Raw genomic sequence first — 16028 nt, 5'->3', positions numbered from 1 at the left:
ATCACTCGGGAGTGGTGAACTCGGCGTCGATGACGTCGTCGTCGGCTCCGGCCGCGCCGCCGCCCTGTCCCCGCGCCCCCGGCGACGGGCTCTGACCGGCCGCGGCGCCCGCGCCGGCCGCGGCGGACAGGCCGTGGTAAATCTGCTGCAACTCCGAGGTGAGCGAGCGGAGCCGGTCGAGCGACGCCGCCTCCTTGACGGCCTGCCGGGCGTCGGCGACCAGCATCTCCGCACGGGCCTTGTCATGGGCGGCGACGTTCGGCCCGAGCTCGTTCAGGCGCCGTTCGACCTGGTAGGCGACGCTGTCGAGCTCGTTGCGGGCATCCACCAGCCCGCGCAGCCGCAGGTCCTCGGAGCGGTTGCGCTCGGCGTCCTGGATCATCCGCTCGACCTCGGACTTGTCCAGCGTCGAGCTCTCGCTGATGGTGATGCGCTGCTCGGCGCCGGTGTCCTTGTCCCGGGCGGAGACGTTGAGGATGCCGTTGGCGTCGACGTCGTAGGTCACCTCGATCTGCGGGACGCCGCGCGGCGCGGGCCGGATGTTCTCCAGCCTGAACCGGCCGAGCACGCGGTTGTCGGCCGCGCGCTCCCGCTCGCCCTGCAGCACGACGACGTCGACCGAGGGCTGGTCGTCCTCCGCGGTGCTGAACACCTCGGTACGGCGGGCGGGAATGGTCGTGTTCCGCTCGATGACCTTGGTCATCACGCCGCCCAGCGTCTCCACGCCCAGCGACAGCGGCGTGACGTCCAGCAGCAGGACGTCCTTGACCTCGCCCTTGATGACGGCGGCCTGGATGGCGGCGCCGATGGCGACCACCTCGTCCGGGTTCACCGACATGTTCGGGTCCTTGCCGCCGGTCAGCCGGCGCACGAGGTTCTGCACGGCGGGGATGCGCGTGGAGCCGCCGACGAGGATGACCTCGTCGATGTCGTCGGCGGTGAGCCTGGCGTCGGCCATCGCCTGCTTGACCGGCTCCAGGCACCGCTCCACGAGGTCGGCGGTGATCTGGTCGAACGTCGACCGCATCAGCGTGGTGTTCAGGTGCTTCGGGCCGGAGGCGTCGGCCGTGACGAACGGCAGGCTGATCGTGGTCTGGGTGACAGAGGAGAGCTCCACCTTCGCCTTCTCGGCCGCCTCGAACAGGCGCTGCAGCGCCTGGGGGTCGCGGCGCAGGTCGATGCCCTCCTGCCGCTGGAACTCGTCGGCGAGGTGGTCGACGATGCGCCGGTCGAAGTCGTCGCCGCCGAGGTGGGTGTCACCCGAGGTGGAGCGCACCTCGACGACTCCGTCCCCGATGGTGAGGATGCTGACGTCGAAGGTGCCGCCGCCCAGGTCGAACACGAGGACCGTCTCGTTCGCCTTCTTGTCCAGGCCGTAGGCCAGGGCCGCGGCGGTCGGCTCGTTGATGATGCGCAGGACCTCGATGCCGGCGATGCGTCCGGCGTCCTTGGTCGCCTGGCGCTGGGCGTCGTTGAAGTAGGCGGGAACGGTGATGACGGCCTCGGTCACCCGCTCGCCGAGATACTTGCCGGCGTCGTCGACGAGCTTGCGGATCACCAGCGCGGAGATCTCCTCAGGCGTGTACTGCTTGCCGCGGATCTCGAAGCGGGCCTCGCCGTTCGGGCCGGGCACGACGTCGAACGACACGGCCGTCTGCTCGCTGCTCACCTCGTCGAAGCGCCGGCCGATGAACCGCTTGGCGGAGTAGATCGTCCCCTTGGGGTTCAGGATCGCCTGCCGTCTGGCCAGCTGCCCGACCAGGCGTTCGCCCTGCTCGGTGAAGGCCACCACCGAGGGCGTCGTGCGCGATCCCTCGGAGTTGGGGATGACGGTGGGTTGCCCGCCCTCCATCGCGGCGATCACCGAGTTGGTGGTACCGAGATCGATGCCGACTGCCTTGGCCATCGGTATGTCTCCCCTCTGGGGTCGCTAGGCGGGGGGCGTCTGGAGCAGCGCCCGCGCGCGCTCGGCGTGCGCGGGGGCGACGAGCACCTCGTACCTGTCGGCCACCAGCTGGCTCGTCGCGACGAAGTCCCTCCGCCCGCCGGTGAACAGGTGCGAGATCAGCCCGAAGACGACACCGGCGATCGCTCCCCAGATCAGCCCCCAGACGATCACGGAGAACATGGACGCCGCCGTCGTCGCGAAGATCGCGAAGAAGATGCCGATCAGCAGGCCGAACCAGGCGCCCGACAGGGCGCCCAGCCCCGCCGCCCGCGGGTAGGTCATGCGGGCGAGCACCTTCTCCAGCAGCTTCAGGCCGGTCCCGACGATGGCGACCTCCCCCACGGGGAAGCGCTCGTCGGACAGCCGGTCGACCGCCCGCTCGGCCTCGAGGTAGCTGCCATAGCCGGCCACCGGTACGTAGCTCGCGATCACAGAGGTGGGTACGGGGCCGGAAGGTGATGTGGTCATTGACCTGGCCTGCCCTTCACTGGAAGTGGAGCCCACTCTTTCGAGGCTTGTTGCGGGCGGCGGGATTGACATCCCCCATTCGGGTAGACCTCTGGGAGCGAGGCAGTGCCGGAGCGAGTGCCGGCAGGAGCAGGCGTGAACGGGGGTGATGCCTGCACCACGCGCGTGGGGTGCGACCTGTTCGATGTCCGGGGGCGGCTCTGCGGAGTATCTGGATGCATGGACGCGAGCGCGAATGGCGCGCAGTCCTCGAGCTCTTCCAAGCGGCTGGACCTGGAGCCGGCGGGGTGCTGCTCCTCGACGGCGGCTTCGGCACGGGCAAGAGCAGGTTCCTCGCCGAGGTCGTGGCGACGGCCACGGAACGCGGCTTCGGGGCCGCGGTCGGGCAGGCCGAGGCGTTCGGCGGGCTCGTCCCGATGGCGCCGCTGCTCGCGGCGTTCGACGAGCCGCCGTCGGAGGCGATCGACTCGCCGGTCGTGCTGGTGGAGCGGTTGCGGGCCCGCGCCGAAGCGCTGGCGGGGATCCGTCCGGTTCTCGTCGCGCTCGACGACCTCCAGTGGGCCGACCCCGCGACGCTCATGGCCCTGCGGACCCTGCAGCGCCAGCTGTCGGCGCTGCCCATCGTCTGGTTGCTGGCCCGCAGCACCTGCGCGCGCAGGACGGAGGCCGAGCGGCTGTTCGCCCTCATGGAGGGGGAGGGCGCCGGCCGCGTCGAGCTCGGCCCGCTGCCCGCCGACGCCGTGGCCGAGCTGATCGCCGGCTTCCTGCCCGCGCCGCCCAGCCGCGAGCTGTCGGAACTGGCCGCCGGCGCGGCGGGCAACCCCCTCCTGCTGACCGAGCTGCTGGCCGGCCTGCGTGACGAGGAGTCGCTCCAGGTCGTGGGCGGGCAGACACGGCTCGTCTCGGGACGGCTGCCTGAGCGGCTCGTGCGGGCCGTGACGCGCTGTCTCGACGGGCTGAGCGGCCCGGCGCGCCAGGTGGTCGAGACCGCCGCGGTGCTGGGCCGCGCCTTCTCACCCGAGGACGTGGCCGACGTGCTCGGCCGGACGCCGGCCGGTCTCCTGCTCGCCGTACAGGAGGCCATCGACGCCGACATCCTCATGGGAACGACCGACGTCCTGGTCTTCCAGCAGGACATCCTCAGGAAAGCCGTCCTCCAGATGCTGCCCCCGCCCCTGCTCCAGGCCCTGCACCACCAGATCGGCGGGATCCTCCTGGAACGCGGCGGCCCCGCCATGGAGGCCGCGCACCTGCTGGTCGGCGGCCACGACGGCTACAGCCGTACCCTGGCCAGGCTGGACCAGGCGGTGGACGACCTGCTGGCCGACGCGCCCGAGGCGGCGGCCGCCGTCGCCCTGCGCGCCATGAACCTGACCGCCGACCACACGCCGCAACGGCTGGCCCGCACGTTGCGCACCGCCAGGGCGATGACCGAGGCGGGGCGGCTGGCGGAGGTCGTGGAGCTGGTCACGCAGGCTCTCATTCAGCCCCTGCAGCCGTCGGGCACGGCGCAGCTGCGCAGCGTGCTCGCGGCCACGCTCCTGCTGGGCGGCAAGGCGGCGGACGCGGCGCGGGAGGCGGAGCAGGCGCTGACGGCAGCCGACCTGCCGCGGCAGGCCCGGGACGAGGCGCGGATGGCCATGCTCCAGGCGCAGGTCGGAGCGTACGTGGGGGAGCAGGTCGTGCGGCAGGCCGAGGCCGTCCTCGGCGAGCCTGACCACCACGCCGACGTGCTCCTGGTCACCGCCACCACCCTTCTGGCGGTCGCGAGCTGGGAGGCCGGCCGGCTCGCCGAGGGCATCGGCCTGGCCCGCGAGGCGGTACGGCGGGCCGGCGCGGGCTCGGCGGCGGCCCGCCGTACGCACCCGCGGCTGGCGCTGGCCTCCATGCTGCTCGACGCCGGCCGGCTGGACGAGGCGCGGGCCGTCCTGCGGGCGGCCCGCGAGGAGGTCGAGGCGCTCGGCCACACCGCCTGGACGGCGGGCCCGGCCCTGCTGTCCGCGCGCCTGCGGCTGGCCGCCCATCACCTGGCCGAAGCGGTGGACGCGGCGGAGGCGGGCCTGCTGGCCGCCGACGCGCTCGGCACGCACCTGTTCTCCGCGGTCGGCGCGGCGGTGCTCGGCGCCGCCGCCCTGCGCCGGGGAGACCTGCGGGAGGCGGCCGCCCAGGTGGAGGGCGAGCACGCGCGGCTCGCGTGCTACGCCGGGTCCCAGGGGAGCATCCGCTGCGCGCTGCTCGCCGCCCAGGTCATGGAGGCGCAGGGCCATCCGCGCCGCGCCATGGCGTCGCTCGCCGGCGTCTACCCCATGATCGAGCGCAACCGCGCCCTCCTCGTCCTGGATCCGACCACCGCGGTCTGGCTGGTCCGCCTGGCGTTGCGGGTGGACGACCGGCCGCGCGCCGAAGCGGTCACCACGGCGATCGAGAAGCTGGCCGGCGACAACCCGGACGTCGTCCTGGCGGCGGCCGCGGCGGCCCACGCCCGCGGCCTGCTGGACGGCGACGTGCAGAGCCTGTCCGTCGCGGTGGACCTGGCCGCCGACGCCTACGCGCGGGCGTCGGCCAGGGAGGATCTCGGGGTGGCGCTCGCGCCCTTGGCGCGCGCCGACGAGGCGATCAGCACCTTCACCGACGCGCTCGCCGGATACCAGGCCACCGGAGCGGCCAGGGACGCCGCCCGGGTGCGCAGCCGGCTGCGCCTGCTGGGCGTACGGCACCGCCACTGGGCCCGCACCGATCACGCGAAGCTCGGCTGGGACAGCCTGACCGGCACGGAGAACTCCGTCGCCCGGCTGGTCGCCCAGGGGATGACCAACCGGCAGGTCGCCCAGCAGATGTTCATCAGCGCGCACACCGTCGCCTTCCACCTGCGGCAGATCTTCCGCAAGCTGGACATCGGCTCGCGCGTCGACCTGACCCGCTTCGTCGTCGAGGAGGACCGTCTGCACGACCGGTCCCAGCGGTCCCAGGACTAGGCGCAGGCCGCCGGTGCGGTTCAGAGCGTCAGGACGACCTTGTTGCACTCGTCCTGCTTGTTCTTGAAGAGCTCGAACCCGCGCGGTGCCTCCTGGAGCGGCAGGTGATGGGAGATGACGAAGCTGGGGTCGATCTCCCCGTCGCGGATGCGCTCCAGCAGCGGCTTCATGTAGCGCTGCACGTGACACTGGCCGGTGCGCAGGGTCAGGGACCGGTTCATCAGCGCGCCCATCGGGAACTTGTCGAGCAGCCCGCCGTAGACCCCGACGACCGACACCACCCCGCCGCTACGGCAGGCCAGGATGGCCTCGCGCAACGCGTACGGACGTTCGGTCTCCAGCCGGGCGGCCTGCTTGGCCCGGTCGTAGGCGTACATGGCGGGGGTGGGGTGGTGCGCCTCCATGCCGACCGCGTCGATGCAGGCGTCGGGCCCGCGCCCGCCGGTCATGTCGCGCAGCGCGTCGAGGACGTCGACCTCCTCGTAGTCGAGCGGGAGCGCGCCGGCCCGCTCGGCCCGCCTGAGCCGGTAGCCGAACCGGTCGATGCAGATGACCCTGTCGGCGCCCAGCAGGTAGGCGCTGAGCACGGCGAGCTGGCCGACCGGCCCCGCACCCCAGACGGCGACCGTGTGGCCCGGCTTGATGTCGCACATCTCGGCGCCCATGTAGGCGGTCGGCAGGATGTCGGACAGGAAGAGCACCTTGTCGTCCGGCAGGCCGTCCTCGATCTTGATCGGCCCGACGTCGGCGAACGGCACGCGCGCGTACTCCGCCTGGCCGCCGGCGAAGCCGCCCAGCATGTGGGAGTAGCCGAAGATGCCGGCGGTGGCGTGCCCCATGAGCTTCTCGGCCATGCCGGCGTTGGGGTTGGAGTTCTCGCACACCGAGTACAGCCCGTCCTCGCAGGCGAAGCAGTTGCCGCAGGCGATCGGGAACGGCACGACGACCCGGTCGCCGGGGCGCAGGTTCGACACGCCGGAGCCGACCTCCATGACCTCGCCCATGAACTCGTGGCCGAGGATGTCGCCCTTCTTCACCGTCGGGACGTAACCGTCGACCAGGTGCAGGTCGGAGCCGCAGATCGCGGTGGAGGTGACGCGGACGATCGCGTCGCGCGCGTTGAGTATCACCGGATCCGGCACGTCGAGCACCTCGACGGTGTTGCGGCCCGTGTAGCAGTTGGCCTTCATGATCGTCCTCCCACCGGTTGGGCGGGACGCTGCCTGCGTTGCCGCGGGGCGTGGGTGCCCTCGGGGCTGCCCTCGGACCGGAGCACCTCGCCCGTCTCCAGGATCTGCTTGAGGCGGCGCAGGTCGTCGCGGATGCGCTGCTCGGGATGCTCGCCGAGCATCCTGGCGACCGCGGCGCCGAGCGCGCGGCCCGGCCGGCCGTACCGCAGGGTGTACTCGACGACCGTGCCGCGCCCGGCGGGGCCGTCGGAGAAGCGCGCCGAGCCGCTGGCGGTGACGGACCGGCCGGGGGACGTCCAGGCGATCAGCTCGCCCACGCGGTCCTCGACGATCTCGGCCACCCACGACAGGTCGGCGGTCGGTCCCTTGCCCTGCCACCGCGAGCGGCGCTCGTCGAGCGGCTGCACCGACTCCAGGTGGGTCATGAACCTGGGCAGGTTGTCCAGGTCCCGGCAGAATCGGTAGACCAGGTCGCGCGGCCGGTTGACGGTGATCGAGGCGTGGATGGACAGCGGTTCCCTGCCGGAGCGCAGGCTGTCCAGCGTGGTGAACAGGTCGAGGGCCGTGATGCCGCCGACCGCGGCGGTCGCCGCCGCCAGCCGGCGCCGGTCGTCGCCCGAACGGGTGGTCATGGCCTTGCCCAGCAGCGCCAGGTCCAGCGCGTCGCCGGCCACCCGGGTCCAGGCCCATCGGGCAGGCCTGCGGCTGCCCAGCAGCAGCGCGGCCTGCACCAGCTCGCGCGCGCCGGCCGCCTTCGTCACCGCCTTCGCCGACGGGGAGCCGTCGATGCCGCTGACACGGCGGACGGCGTCCGGAGCGAGGAGGTGTGTCGCCCCCAGCCCCAGGCTGACCCACCCGAGCACCCGGGCGAGCTTGTCGGTTCTGTGGTGTTCATGTCGCGACATAGCCGATTGCTTCCGTTCTGTCGGGCGGTCGGGTGACGCGTCCGGTTTGGTGGGGATCTGCACCCTGAGCCCCCTGCCCGCCCGGTGGGTGTCAACCGTCCAGGTCTCGCCAAATGCCGTCCCCGATTCCGCCAACTCCGGCACCGCCCGGCCCCGGAAAGGCGGCCGATCCAGCGCCGCGGCCTGGCCTCAGCCGGTCCGGGAGAGCTGGGCCTCGAACATCCAGGCCTGCTTCTCCAGGTCGGCGGAGACGTCGATGAGGATGTCCTGCGTGACCGGATCGGCCTCGGCCACCGCGTCGATGCGGGCCCGCATGAGCTCCCCGACGCGGCGCAGCATGGCCACCGTCCGGCTCACGACGGTGTCGTCGGACAGCCAGCCGGCCTCGTCGGCGTCGGTGACCTCGCTGACCGCGACGGTCTTGGCGCGGCCGTCCGGGTTGACGCCGATCGCGGCGGCGCGCTCGGCGACGGTGTCCGCATGCGTGCGCGCGACCCCGACCACCTCGTCGAGCTGCAGGTGGATCGACCGGAACCGCGCGCCGACGAGGTTCCAGTGGTACTGCTTGGCGGTCAGGGAGATGTTGATGAGGTCGACCAGCGCTCCTTGCAGCGCGTCACCCGTGAGCTTGCGTTCGGCGTCCCCCAGCGGGCTCGTGATAACGGCCATGATCGCTGCCTCTTTCCTGTCTCCACGATGCGTCGTCCTGCTACCCGGCCGGTCCCCGGACAACCACCCGGGGTCGCCGGCGTCCTGTTCTGCCACCTCCCTCGGCGGCCCTGGGGGTCCGCGGCACGCTCAGGCCGCGGCCTTCTCGTAGACGCGCACGAGCTCGCGGCTCACGCGGTCCCAGGCGTACCGGGCGTTGGCGCGGTCGGTCCCGGCGAACCCCATCGCGGCCCGTCGCGTGGGGTCGGCCAGCAGCCGCCGGATCAGCCAGGCGGCCTCCGCGGGCCGGTCCGGTGCCACCAGCAGGCCGGTGACACCGTCGACCACGGAGTCGAGGTGGGTGCCGACGGCGGAGGCGATGACGGGGATCCCGCAGGCCATGGCCTCCAGGGCGACCCGCCCCTTGGGCGCCTGGTGCGGCAGGCTGAGCACGATGTCGCTGCCGCGCATGAGCTTGGGCATCGACGCGTGAGGCACCTGGCCGAGGAAGGTGACCCGGTCGGCGACGCCGTACCGCTGGGCCATCCGGCGCAGCTCGGTCAGCTCCGGGTCGTCGGCCAGCCGGTCGGGCGCGGGGCCGCCGGCGACGACGAGCTCGACGTCAGGCACCGCGCGCAGCGCGTTCAGCGCGGTGTGCGCGCCCCGGTCGGGCGCGAGCGAGCCGACATGGAGCAGGCGCCCGCGTGACTGCCGGGCCTCGGCGACCGGGCGGCGGCGGAACCTGTCCACCTCCACGCCGTACGGCACGACCTCGATGCGCTCGCGCGGCACGCCGGACCTGACCAGGCTCGACCTCTCCTCCTCCGACCGGGCCACCACGGCGTCCGCCCGCCGGCCGAGCGCCCGCTGCAGCTTCAGCTGCCCGGCGGCGTCGCCGCCCCGGCGGTGGAGGAACGTCTGCGCCACCGGCAGGCCCAGCCCGCTGCTGCCGGCCATGGCAGCCAGGCCGCAGGTCCAGGCGTGCGCGTGGACGACGTCGGGACGGTCGGCGGTCCACTGCCGGCGCAGCGAGTCGCCCAGCTCGGCCAGGTACGGCGTGAGCTCCTCGGAGGTCAGCTCACGCGCGGGACCCACCTCGAGGTAGCGGACGGTGACGCCCTTGCCGATGCGCGCCGCGGGCCTGGCGTCGCTGCTGCGGCGGCTGTAGAGGGTCACGTCGTGGTCGCGCCCCAGTTCCCTGGCGACGGACAGCAGCTCGGCGCGCTTGGCGAGGGATTCGGCGGCGACAATGGCGATCTTCATGGCACACCCGTTCGAGGAATGACGAACGAAAAAGGGGTGTGCCTGCGTCTTAGGCACCGCCGTGGAGGCAGAAGAGTTGTACCACGATCCCGCCGGATCCCAAACCTCGAAATTCATCTGAATCTTGATGATTGAACCGCTCGAAGGTGGGGCATACTCGGCGCCATAAGTCCAGCAGAGGGCTTGACCGCCGTTGAGGCGAGGTGTGCCCCTGCGCGGATTCATTCTGGCGGGCCGCCTGCATCCCCTTTCTGAAGGAGTAGCACCGTGACCGTCCAGAATGTCGTTCGCGCCGATGACGTGACCGCCGAGGACCTCCTCGAGGAGATGGCCCGGCCAGAGACGTCCCCCGCGGATCGTGAGCGGCTGTGCGAGCGCCTCGTCCAGATGCACCGGCCGCTGGTCCTGGAGATCACCCGGAAGTACCGCTACCGGGGCGAGCCGTACGAGGACATCCTCCAGGCCGCCTACCTCGGCCTCATGAAGGCGATCAACGGTTTCGACGCCTCGCTCGGCCACGCGTTCAAGGGCTACGCCGCCGTCACCATGAGCGGCGAGGTGAAGCGCCACTTCCGCGACCGCGCCTGGGCCATCCGGGTGCCGCGCGTCTACCAGGACCGCCGCGCCGAGCTGAACCGGCTGGTCGGCGAGCTGACCCAGGAGCTCGGCACGTCGCCCACCGTGGCCCAGCTCGCCGAGCGGATGAACATCTCGCAGGAGGACGTCCTGCTCACCCTCGACGCCTCGGCCGCCTACAGCACGCTGTCGCTCGACGCCCCGGTCGGGTCCGCCGGTGGCGACGACGTCGCCTCCCTCGGCGAGATGATCCCCGACGAGGACGGCGCCCTCGCCACCCTGGTCGACACCGAAGCGGTCAGGCCGCTCATCGACGCCCTGCCCGACCGGGAGCGGAACATCCTGCTGCTGCGCTACTTCGGCAACATGACCCAGGCCGAGATCGCCGAGGAGTTCGGCATCTCGCAGATGCACGTCTCCCGGATCCTGCGCAAGGTCCTCGACCAGCTCCGCGGCGAGCTGACGGCCGCCGTGTAGGCGGCCCCCGCGCGCCGGGGCAGGGGCGACGGGCCGGCGGCCGGCCGGGCGGGCACCCGGCGGGCTCCGCGATCGGCCGGGCGGCACCCGGCGGGCTCCGCGACCGGCCGGGCGGCATCGGCTCAGGCGACGGGCTCCGCGATCGGCTGGACGGCGGCCGACAGGTCGGTGCGCAGCGCGAACGGCACGAAGCCGGCCAGGGTGACCAGCGCGAGGCCGGTGGCGGCGGCGAACACCGTCCGCACGTCCCACAGCTCCGCCCCGAGCCCGGCCAGCGCGGCGCCGGCCGGGATGACGCCCCAGCTCAGCACCCGCGACGCGGCGTAGACGCGGCCCAGCAGGTCGGGCGGGGTCAGGTTCTGCCGGACGGTGGCCACGAGGATCCGCCAGACGCTCGACCCCGCTCCTGCGACCACCACGCCCGCGGCGACCAGCCACGCGTCCGCGCCCAGCGCCACGGGCGCCACCAGCAGGACGGTGCCGACGGCGTCGGCGACGAGGAGCGTGGTCACCCCGTACCGGCGGCGCAGCGGCTCGACCAGCATCGAGGCCAGCAGCCCGCCGACGGCCATCGCCGTCATCAGCAGGCCGTACTGGACCGCGGTGAGGCCGAGCGGGCCGGGGCTGACGGCGTACACGACGAGCAGTGCCGTGGCGGCCGCCCAGACGACGTTCATCGCGGCGGTGAAGAGCGTCAGCGTCCGCACCACCGGCTGCCGCCACAGGAAGCGGAACCCGGCGACCACCTGGCCCGCGCCGCCGCCGGTCCGGCCGTCCGCCGGCGCGCGGCGGAGCGTCATCGCGGCGAGCCCCACGGCGGCCAGGACGTACAGAGCCGCGCTCGCGCCGGTGGCCAGCGCCAGCGTGAGGGCCGCCAGCAGGCCCGCGAGCGGGGGTCCCGCCAGCTGGTTGGTGACGTTGACGGTCGCCTCGATCCTGGCGTTCGCCCTGGAACGGCCTACCGGCTCGACGACCATGGGGACGGTCGAGGTCAGCGCCGTGTCGGCGAGCGTCTCCGCCGCGCCGAGCAGTACCGCGGCGGCCAGGATCAACGGAAGCGAGAGCGCGCCGGCCAGGTGACCGGCGGTGAGAGCGGCCAGCACGAGCCCCCGGACGAGGTTGACGGCGCCCAGCAGCAGGCGCCGGTCGAGGCGGTCGACCAGCCAGCCGGCGTGCAGGCCGAAGACCGGCCAGGCCAGCGTCAGCGCCGTCGTCACGGCCGCCACCCCGCCGGGCGAGGCGCCGACCGCCAGGGCGAGCAGGGGGAGCGCGAACAGCGCCACGCCGTCACCCAGGTTGGCGGCGCCGGTGCCGAACCACAGCCCGTTGAAGGACCGGCCCAGCGAGACGGGGAGGACGCGCATGCATTCTCACCTTTCAAAGTGGTTTGAAGGGTCATAGCGTGCTGGAGTCCCGTCTCACCTGTCAACAGCGTTTGATTGGTGAGATAATCGGCGGGTGATCGACATGGAACTGGTCGGCAACGCCCTCTGCCTGGACTTCGCCAACACGGTCAACAGCCGCCCGGTGGCCCGGCGCGACTGGCTGGCTGTCCCCGAGCAGGCGCTGACCTGGGCGCGGGCGGCCGGCCATCCGATCGAACGGCAGGCGGACCTCGCCGCCGCCCTGCCCGGCGCGCGCGAGCTCCGCGAGTCGGTGTTCCGGGTGTTCGACCCGCTGACCCGCGGGGCCGACCCGCCCCGCGCCGACCTCGATGCCGTCACCGCCGTGTACGCCGACGGCCTCGCCCACGCCCGGCTCGAGCGCGCCGACGGCCGCTTCGGCTTCGCGTGGCCCGCACCGCGCACCCCCAGGACCCTGCTCTGGGAGGTCGCCGCCTCCGCCGTCGCCCTGCTGTCCCGCGGGCCGCTGGAACGGCTCGGCGCGTGCCCGTCATGCTGCTGGCTGTTCCTCGACACCAGCAAGAACGGCCGCCGCCGATGGTGCAGCATGACCACCTGCGGCAGCCGCGACAAGGCGCGGCGGTACTACGCGACCCGCACGTCACCCTGAGCGCCCCGACCCGCGGTTCCGCGCGGGCGGCAGGCGATGACTTCCGCACGCGCGGGCTGCGGTTCCGTGCGGGCGGCAGGCGATGACCCGCACCATCGCCCGCCCGGCGTCTCCCGCGCGCGGCGTCTCTCGTGCCCGACGTCTCCCGCGCCGGGAGCCGCTGTCCCGTCGGGCCTACAGGCCGAAGGCGCCGCCCGAGACCAGGATGACCACGCCGATGCCGATCAGGACCAGCGGCAGCAGGACGTGGCCCCAGCGGCTGAGGGTCCTGGCCACGAACGGGCGGGTGGCGAGGAAGCGCCCGGCGGCGCACCAGACGGCGACCAGGACCAGGAAGACGGCGACGTAGCCGGTCATCGCGCCGGCGCCCGCCGTGGCGAAGACGGGCACGTACACGCCGATGTTGTCGCCGCCGTTGGCGAAGGTGACCGCGGCCACCTCCAGCGCCCCGGGCCCGCCGCCGCGCGCTCCCGCCGGGTCGTCGCCGGCGCCGTCGCGGTGGTTGCGCCATTCCCGCCAGGCGGCCCTGACGCCGAGGGCCAGCGGCAGCAGGCCCAGGTAGGGGATGACCGGGTCGGGCAGGAAGGTCGCGCCGAAGGCGGCGGCCACGGCGACGACCAGGATCGCGAGGAAGCCCAGGTACTGTCCGGCCACGATCCGCGCGGCCGTACCTCGCCGCCCGGCACCCTGGGCGAAGAACAGCGCCAGGATCAGGATGTCGTCGACGTTGGTGACGGCGAACAGGCCGGCCGCCTGCCCGAGGATGCCTGCGTTCACAGGGCGACACGCTACAGCGCGGGCCGCGGCGGTCCGCCCGCGCGGGCGCCCGGAACCGCGCGGCATGCGTGCGGTTCCTGTCGGCGGGGGCTCGCGGCACCACGAACGGCACGGCGTGCGGCTCCTGTCGGCGGCGGCCCCCGGCGCCACGATCCGGCACGGCGTGCGGCTCCCGCCGGCGGCCGGCCCGCGGCACCGGGAATCGCGCGGCCTCCTACCATACGCGCATGACCACGCACGGATTCACGCTCACCGCCGAGGGCCCGTTCGACTTCGGCGCCTCGCTGCGCTTCGTCGAGGACTGGCCGGCCACCAGCGCGCTGCCCTCCGACGGGCGGGCGCTGCGCTTCGCCTACTGCGCGGAGTCCGACTGGCGGCCGATCGGCGTGACCGTGACGGCCGCGCCGGGCGGAGTCGCCGTCACCACGACGAGGGCGGCGGGAGCGGGGATCAGGGGCGAGGTGGCTCGCATCCTCTCCCTGGACGTGGACGGCTCCGGCTTCGCCGAGCTCGGCGAGGCCGACCCGGTGCTCGGCGATCTGCAGCGGCGCAGCCCGGGGCTGCGGCCGGTGTGCTTCTGGAGCCCGTGGGAGGCGGCGTGCTGGGCGGTGATCGTGCAGCGCTCGTCGATGCTCATCGCCTCCCGGCTCAAGCAGCGCATCGCCGATCGGTACGGCGCCACGATCACCCTGGACGGCCGGCCGTACGCGGCCTTCCCGCCGCCCATGGCGCTGGTGGAGGCGGGCGGCCTGGGCCTGCCCGCGCAGAAGGAGGAGTGGCTGCGCGGGCTGGCCCGCGCGGCGCTCGACGGCGTGCTCACCGCCGAGCACCTGCGCGCGCTGGCCCCCGAGGAGGCCCTGGCCGAGCTGCGCGGCCTGCCCGGCGTCGGCCCGTTCTCGGCGGGCCTGATCCTGATCCGCGGTGCCGGCGCGCCTGACGCGTTCCCCGGCGACGAGCCGCGCCTGTTCGCGATCCTGCGTGAGGCCTACGGCCTGCCGGAAGACGCGACACCGGCCGCGTACCGGAGGCTGGCCGAGTCGTGGCGCCCCTACCGCAGCTGGGCCTCCTTCCTGTTCCGGGCCGCCACCTACGGCGTCATGGACGACCGGTCGCCCGCCGGCGCCGGGTGAAGGCCTAGAGCGTGGGATCCGGGGCAGCTGCAAGGTCTTCGACGGAGCCGCACGGGAGGGGAGAGGTCCGCTGGCCGGGGAGATGAGGCTCGACGACTGGTTCCTCACCCGCGAGGAACGCAGGAACGACTGGACCAGGCTGGTGTCCTGGTCGGAGGGAAACCTGGTGCGCCCGCTCCTGCACGGCACGACCTACTTCGCCGAGCTCCACGCGGGACTGGCCGCTCTCGGCAAGGACGACCTGCTGATGTTCACCGACTGGCGCGGCGACCCCGACGAGCGGCTCCGACCGGACGGTCCCACGGTGGCGGCCGCGATGGCGGCGGCGGCCGAGAGGGGAGCCCTGGTCAGAGGGCTGATCTGGCGCTCGCACCTGGACGTCCTGCGCTTCAGCGCGGCCGAGAACCGGCACCTCGGCGAGCACATCGAGGCGGCCGGCGGCCAGGCGCTGCTCGACACCAGGGTCCGGCTCGGCGGCTCCCACCACCAGAAGTTCGTCGTCCTGCGCCATGACGGCGACCCGGACAGGGACGTGGCGTTCGTCGGCGGCATCGACCTGTGTCACAGCCGCCGCGACGACGCGCGGCATCTGGGCGACCCGCAGGCGGCGTCCATGCCGGCCACGTACGGCCCGCGCCCGCCGTGGCACGACGCCCAGGTGGCGATCAGCGGCCCCGCCGTCGCGGAGGTGGAGAAGGTCTTCCGCGAGCGGTGGGAGGACCCGGCGCCCGAGACCCGCCAACCGCTCAGGCGGCTGCGCGACCGCCTGGACCGGATGGCCGACGTGCCGCCGCTGCCCGAGCCGGCTCCGCCGCCGCTACCGGCCGGGACGCACGCCGTCCAGCTGCTGCGGACCTGTCCTTACCTGCGCCGCCGCTACCCGTTCGCGCCGGAGGGGGAACGCAGCGTGGCCAGGGCCTACCGCAAGGTGCTGGGCCGGGCGCGAACGCTGGTCTACCTGGAGGACCAGTACCTGTGGTCCACGGAGGTGATCGAGCCGTTCGCCCGGGCGCTGGAGCGGGAGCCGGAGCTCCGCATGATCATCGTGGTGCCCCGGCATCCCGACCAGGACGGCTGGCTGGCCGGCCCGGCCAGCCTGATCGGCAGGGCGGATGCGCTGACCCGGCTGATGCGCGCAGGACCCGGCCGGATCGCCGTCTACGACCTGGAGAACCACGCGGGCGCGCCGGTGTACGTGCACGCCAAGGTCTGCGTGGTCGACGACGTGTGGGCGAGCGTCGGCTCCGACAACGTCAACCTGCGTTCGTGGACGTTCGACTCCGAGCTGAGCTGCGCCGTGATCGACGAGCAGCCCGATCCGCGCCCGCCCGCCGGAGCGCGCCGGTTCGCCAGGGACCTGCGGCTCACGCTGGCCGCCGAGCATCTCGACCGTGACCCCGGCGAACTGGCCGATCTGTGCGACCCGAAGGGCGCGTTCGAGGCGTTCGCCGAGTCGGCCGCCCGGCTCGACGCCTGGCACCAGGGCGGCTGTCGCGGCCCCCGCCCGCCCGGCCGGCTGCGCCCGCATCCGAAACCGGAGCTCGGCCGCGTCCGCCGGGCGATGGCCATGCCGCTGTACCGGACGGTCGTGGACCCGGACGGCCGGCCGCCGCGCCTGCGCAGGACGAACGCGTTCTGAGCGCTGCCACACCGCCGAC

Annotated in this window: 13 protein-coding genes; 5 read left to right on the top strand and 8 right to left on the bottom strand. The window is 73.4% G+C overall.

What is annotated here, in order from left to right:
* Position 1: 1 nt before the first annotated feature.
* The gene (gene dnaK, locus ACWEVS_RS33155; protein ID WP_452554614.1) at positions 2–1906 is read right to left on the bottom strand and encodes a molecular chaperone DnaK; all 1905 of its coding nucleotides are present in this window, start codon (positions 1904–1906) and stop codon (positions 2–4) included.
* Positions 1907–1930: 24 nt separating this feature from the next.
* On the bottom strand, positions 1931–2380 hold the full coding sequence (locus tag ACWEVS_RS33150) for a general stress protein (protein ID WP_452554612.1): 450 nt from the start codon (positions 2378–2380) through the stop codon (positions 1931–1933).
* Positions 2381–2631: 251 nt separating this feature from the next.
* Between ACWEVS_RS33150 and ACWEVS_RS33145 the strand changes: the two genes are divergently transcribed.
* Entirely contained in the window at positions 2632–5391 is a 2760-nt protein-coding gene (locus tag ACWEVS_RS33145; RefSeq protein ID WP_452554610.1) for a helix-turn-helix transcriptional regulator, read from the top strand.
* A 20-nt stretch (positions 5392–5411) separates the two neighbouring features.
* On the opposite strand, the gene ACWEVS_RS33140 is transcribed toward ACWEVS_RS33145, so the two are convergent.
* The 4 genes from ACWEVS_RS33140 to ACWEVS_RS33125 all read right to left on the bottom strand — a co-directional run bounded on the left by ACWEVS_RS33140 (position 5412) and on the right by ACWEVS_RS33125 (position 9397).
* The gene (locus tag ACWEVS_RS33140) at positions 5412–6581 is read right to left on the bottom strand and encodes a zinc-dependent alcohol dehydrogenase (RefSeq protein ID WP_452554608.1); all 1170 of its coding nucleotides are present in this window, start codon (positions 6579–6581) and stop codon (positions 5412–5414) included.
* Positions 6578–7486, bottom strand: a complete 909-nt coding sequence (locus ACWEVS_RS33135) for an SRPBCC family protein (protein WP_452554606.1) — start codon at positions 7484–7486, stop codon at positions 6578–6580. The genes ACWEVS_RS33140 and ACWEVS_RS33135 overlap by 4 nt, the downstream gene beginning before the upstream one ends.
* 189 nt (positions 7487–7675) lie before the next feature.
* Entirely contained in the window at positions 7676–8155 is a 480-nt protein-coding gene (locus ACWEVS_RS33130; protein ID WP_354908102.1) for a Dps family protein, read from the bottom strand.
* A gap of 129 nt (positions 8156–8284) precedes the next feature.
* A complete protein-coding gene (locus ACWEVS_RS33125) occupies positions 8285–9397 on the bottom strand; it encodes a glycosyltransferase (RefSeq protein ID WP_452554603.1) in 1113 nt (370 codons plus the stop codon).
* A 267-nt stretch (positions 9398–9664) separates the two neighbouring features.
* Between ACWEVS_RS33125 and ACWEVS_RS33120 the strand changes: the two genes are divergently transcribed.
* On the top strand, positions 9665–10450 hold the full coding sequence (locus tag ACWEVS_RS33120) for a SigB/SigF/SigG family RNA polymerase sigma factor (RefSeq protein ID WP_449918861.1): 786 nt from the start codon (positions 9665–9667) through the stop codon (positions 10448–10450).
* Positions 10451–10572: 122 nt separating this feature from the next.
* On the opposite strand, the gene ACWEVS_RS33115 is transcribed toward ACWEVS_RS33120, so the two are convergent.
* On the bottom strand, positions 10573–11814 hold the full coding sequence (locus ACWEVS_RS33115) for an MFS transporter (RefSeq protein WP_452554601.1): 1242 nt from the start codon (positions 11812–11814) through the stop codon (positions 10573–10575).
* 103 nt (positions 11815–11917) lie between these two features.
* Between ACWEVS_RS33115 and ACWEVS_RS33110 the strand changes: the two genes are divergently transcribed.
* Entirely contained in the window at positions 11918–12463 is a 546-nt protein-coding gene (locus tag ACWEVS_RS33110; RefSeq protein ID WP_452415030.1) for a CGNR zinc finger domain-containing protein, read from the top strand.
* Positions 12464–12637: 174 nt separating this feature from the next.
* Here ACWEVS_RS33110 and ACWEVS_RS33105 read toward each other — a convergent pair whose 3' ends face one another.
* Positions 12638–13240, bottom strand: a complete 603-nt coding sequence (locus ACWEVS_RS33105; protein ID WP_452554599.1) for a cadmium resistance transporter — start codon at positions 13238–13240, stop codon at positions 12638–12640.
* Between the two features lie 227 nt (positions 13241–13467).
* Here ACWEVS_RS33105 and ACWEVS_RS33100 point away from each other — a divergent pair, with 227 nt between their 5' ends.
* Together ACWEVS_RS33100 and ACWEVS_RS33095 are read left to right on the top strand one after the other, a co-directional pair.
* The gene (locus ACWEVS_RS33100) at positions 13468–14370 is read left to right on the top strand and encodes a DNA-3-methyladenine glycosylase family protein (protein ID WP_452554597.1); all 903 of its coding nucleotides are present in this window, start codon (positions 13468–13470) and stop codon (positions 14368–14370) included.
* Positions 14371–14452: 82 nt separating this feature from the next.
* Complete coding sequence (locus tag ACWEVS_RS33095) at positions 14453–16009, top strand: phospholipase (protein WP_452554595.1); 1557 nt, start codon at positions 14453–14455, stop codon at positions 16007–16009.
* Positions 16010–16028: the final 19 nt, after the last annotated feature.

This window comes from Nonomuraea sp. NPDC003754 (assembly GCF_053605785.1).
The sequence above is the reverse complement of the archived record's forward strand: the minus strand, read 5'-3'. Positions and strand labels throughout refer to the sequence as shown.

What these genes read in the sequence shown, in the direction of transcription:
- ACWEVS_RS33125 (WP_452554603.1), bottom strand. Translation starts at nt 9,397, where the DNA reads ATGAAGATCGCCATTGTCGCCGCCGAATCCCTCGCCAAGCGCGCCGAG.
- ACWEVS_RS33100 (WP_452554597.1), top strand. Translation starts at nt 13,468, where the DNA reads ATGACCACGCACGGATTCACGCTCACCGCCGAGGGCCCGTTCGACTTC.
- ACWEVS_RS33095 (WP_452554595.1), top strand. Translation starts at nt 14,453, where the DNA reads ATGAGGCTCGACGACTGGTTCCTCACCCGCGAGGAACGCAGGAACGAC.
- ACWEVS_RS33145 (WP_452554610.1), top strand. Translation starts at nt 2,632, where the DNA reads ATGCATGGACGCGAGCGCGAATGGCGCGCAGTCCTCGAGCTCTTCCAA.
- ACWEVS_RS33135 (WP_452554606.1), bottom strand. Translation starts at nt 7,486, where the DNA reads ATGTCGCGACATGAACACCACAGAACCGACAAGCTCGCCCGGGTGCTC.
- ACWEVS_RS33140 (WP_452554608.1), bottom strand. Translation starts at nt 6,581, where the DNA reads ATGAAGGCCAACTGCTACACGGGCCGCAACACCGTCGAGGTGCTCGAC.
- dnaK (WP_452554614.1), bottom strand. Translation starts at nt 1,906, where the DNA reads ATGGCCAAGGCAGTCGGCATCGATCTCGGTACCACCAACTCGGTGATC.
- ACWEVS_RS33110 (WP_452415030.1), top strand. Translation starts at nt 11,918, where the DNA reads ATGGAACTGGTCGGCAACGCCCTCTGCCTGGACTTCGCCAACACGGTC.
- ACWEVS_RS33130 (WP_354908102.1), bottom strand. Translation starts at nt 8,155, where the DNA reads ATGGCCGTTATCACGAGCCCGCTGGGGGACGCCGAACGCAAGCTCACG.
- ACWEVS_RS33115 (WP_452554601.1), bottom strand. Translation starts at nt 11,814, where the DNA reads ATGCGCGTCCTCCCCGTCTCGCTGGGCCGGTCCTTCAACGGGCTGTGG.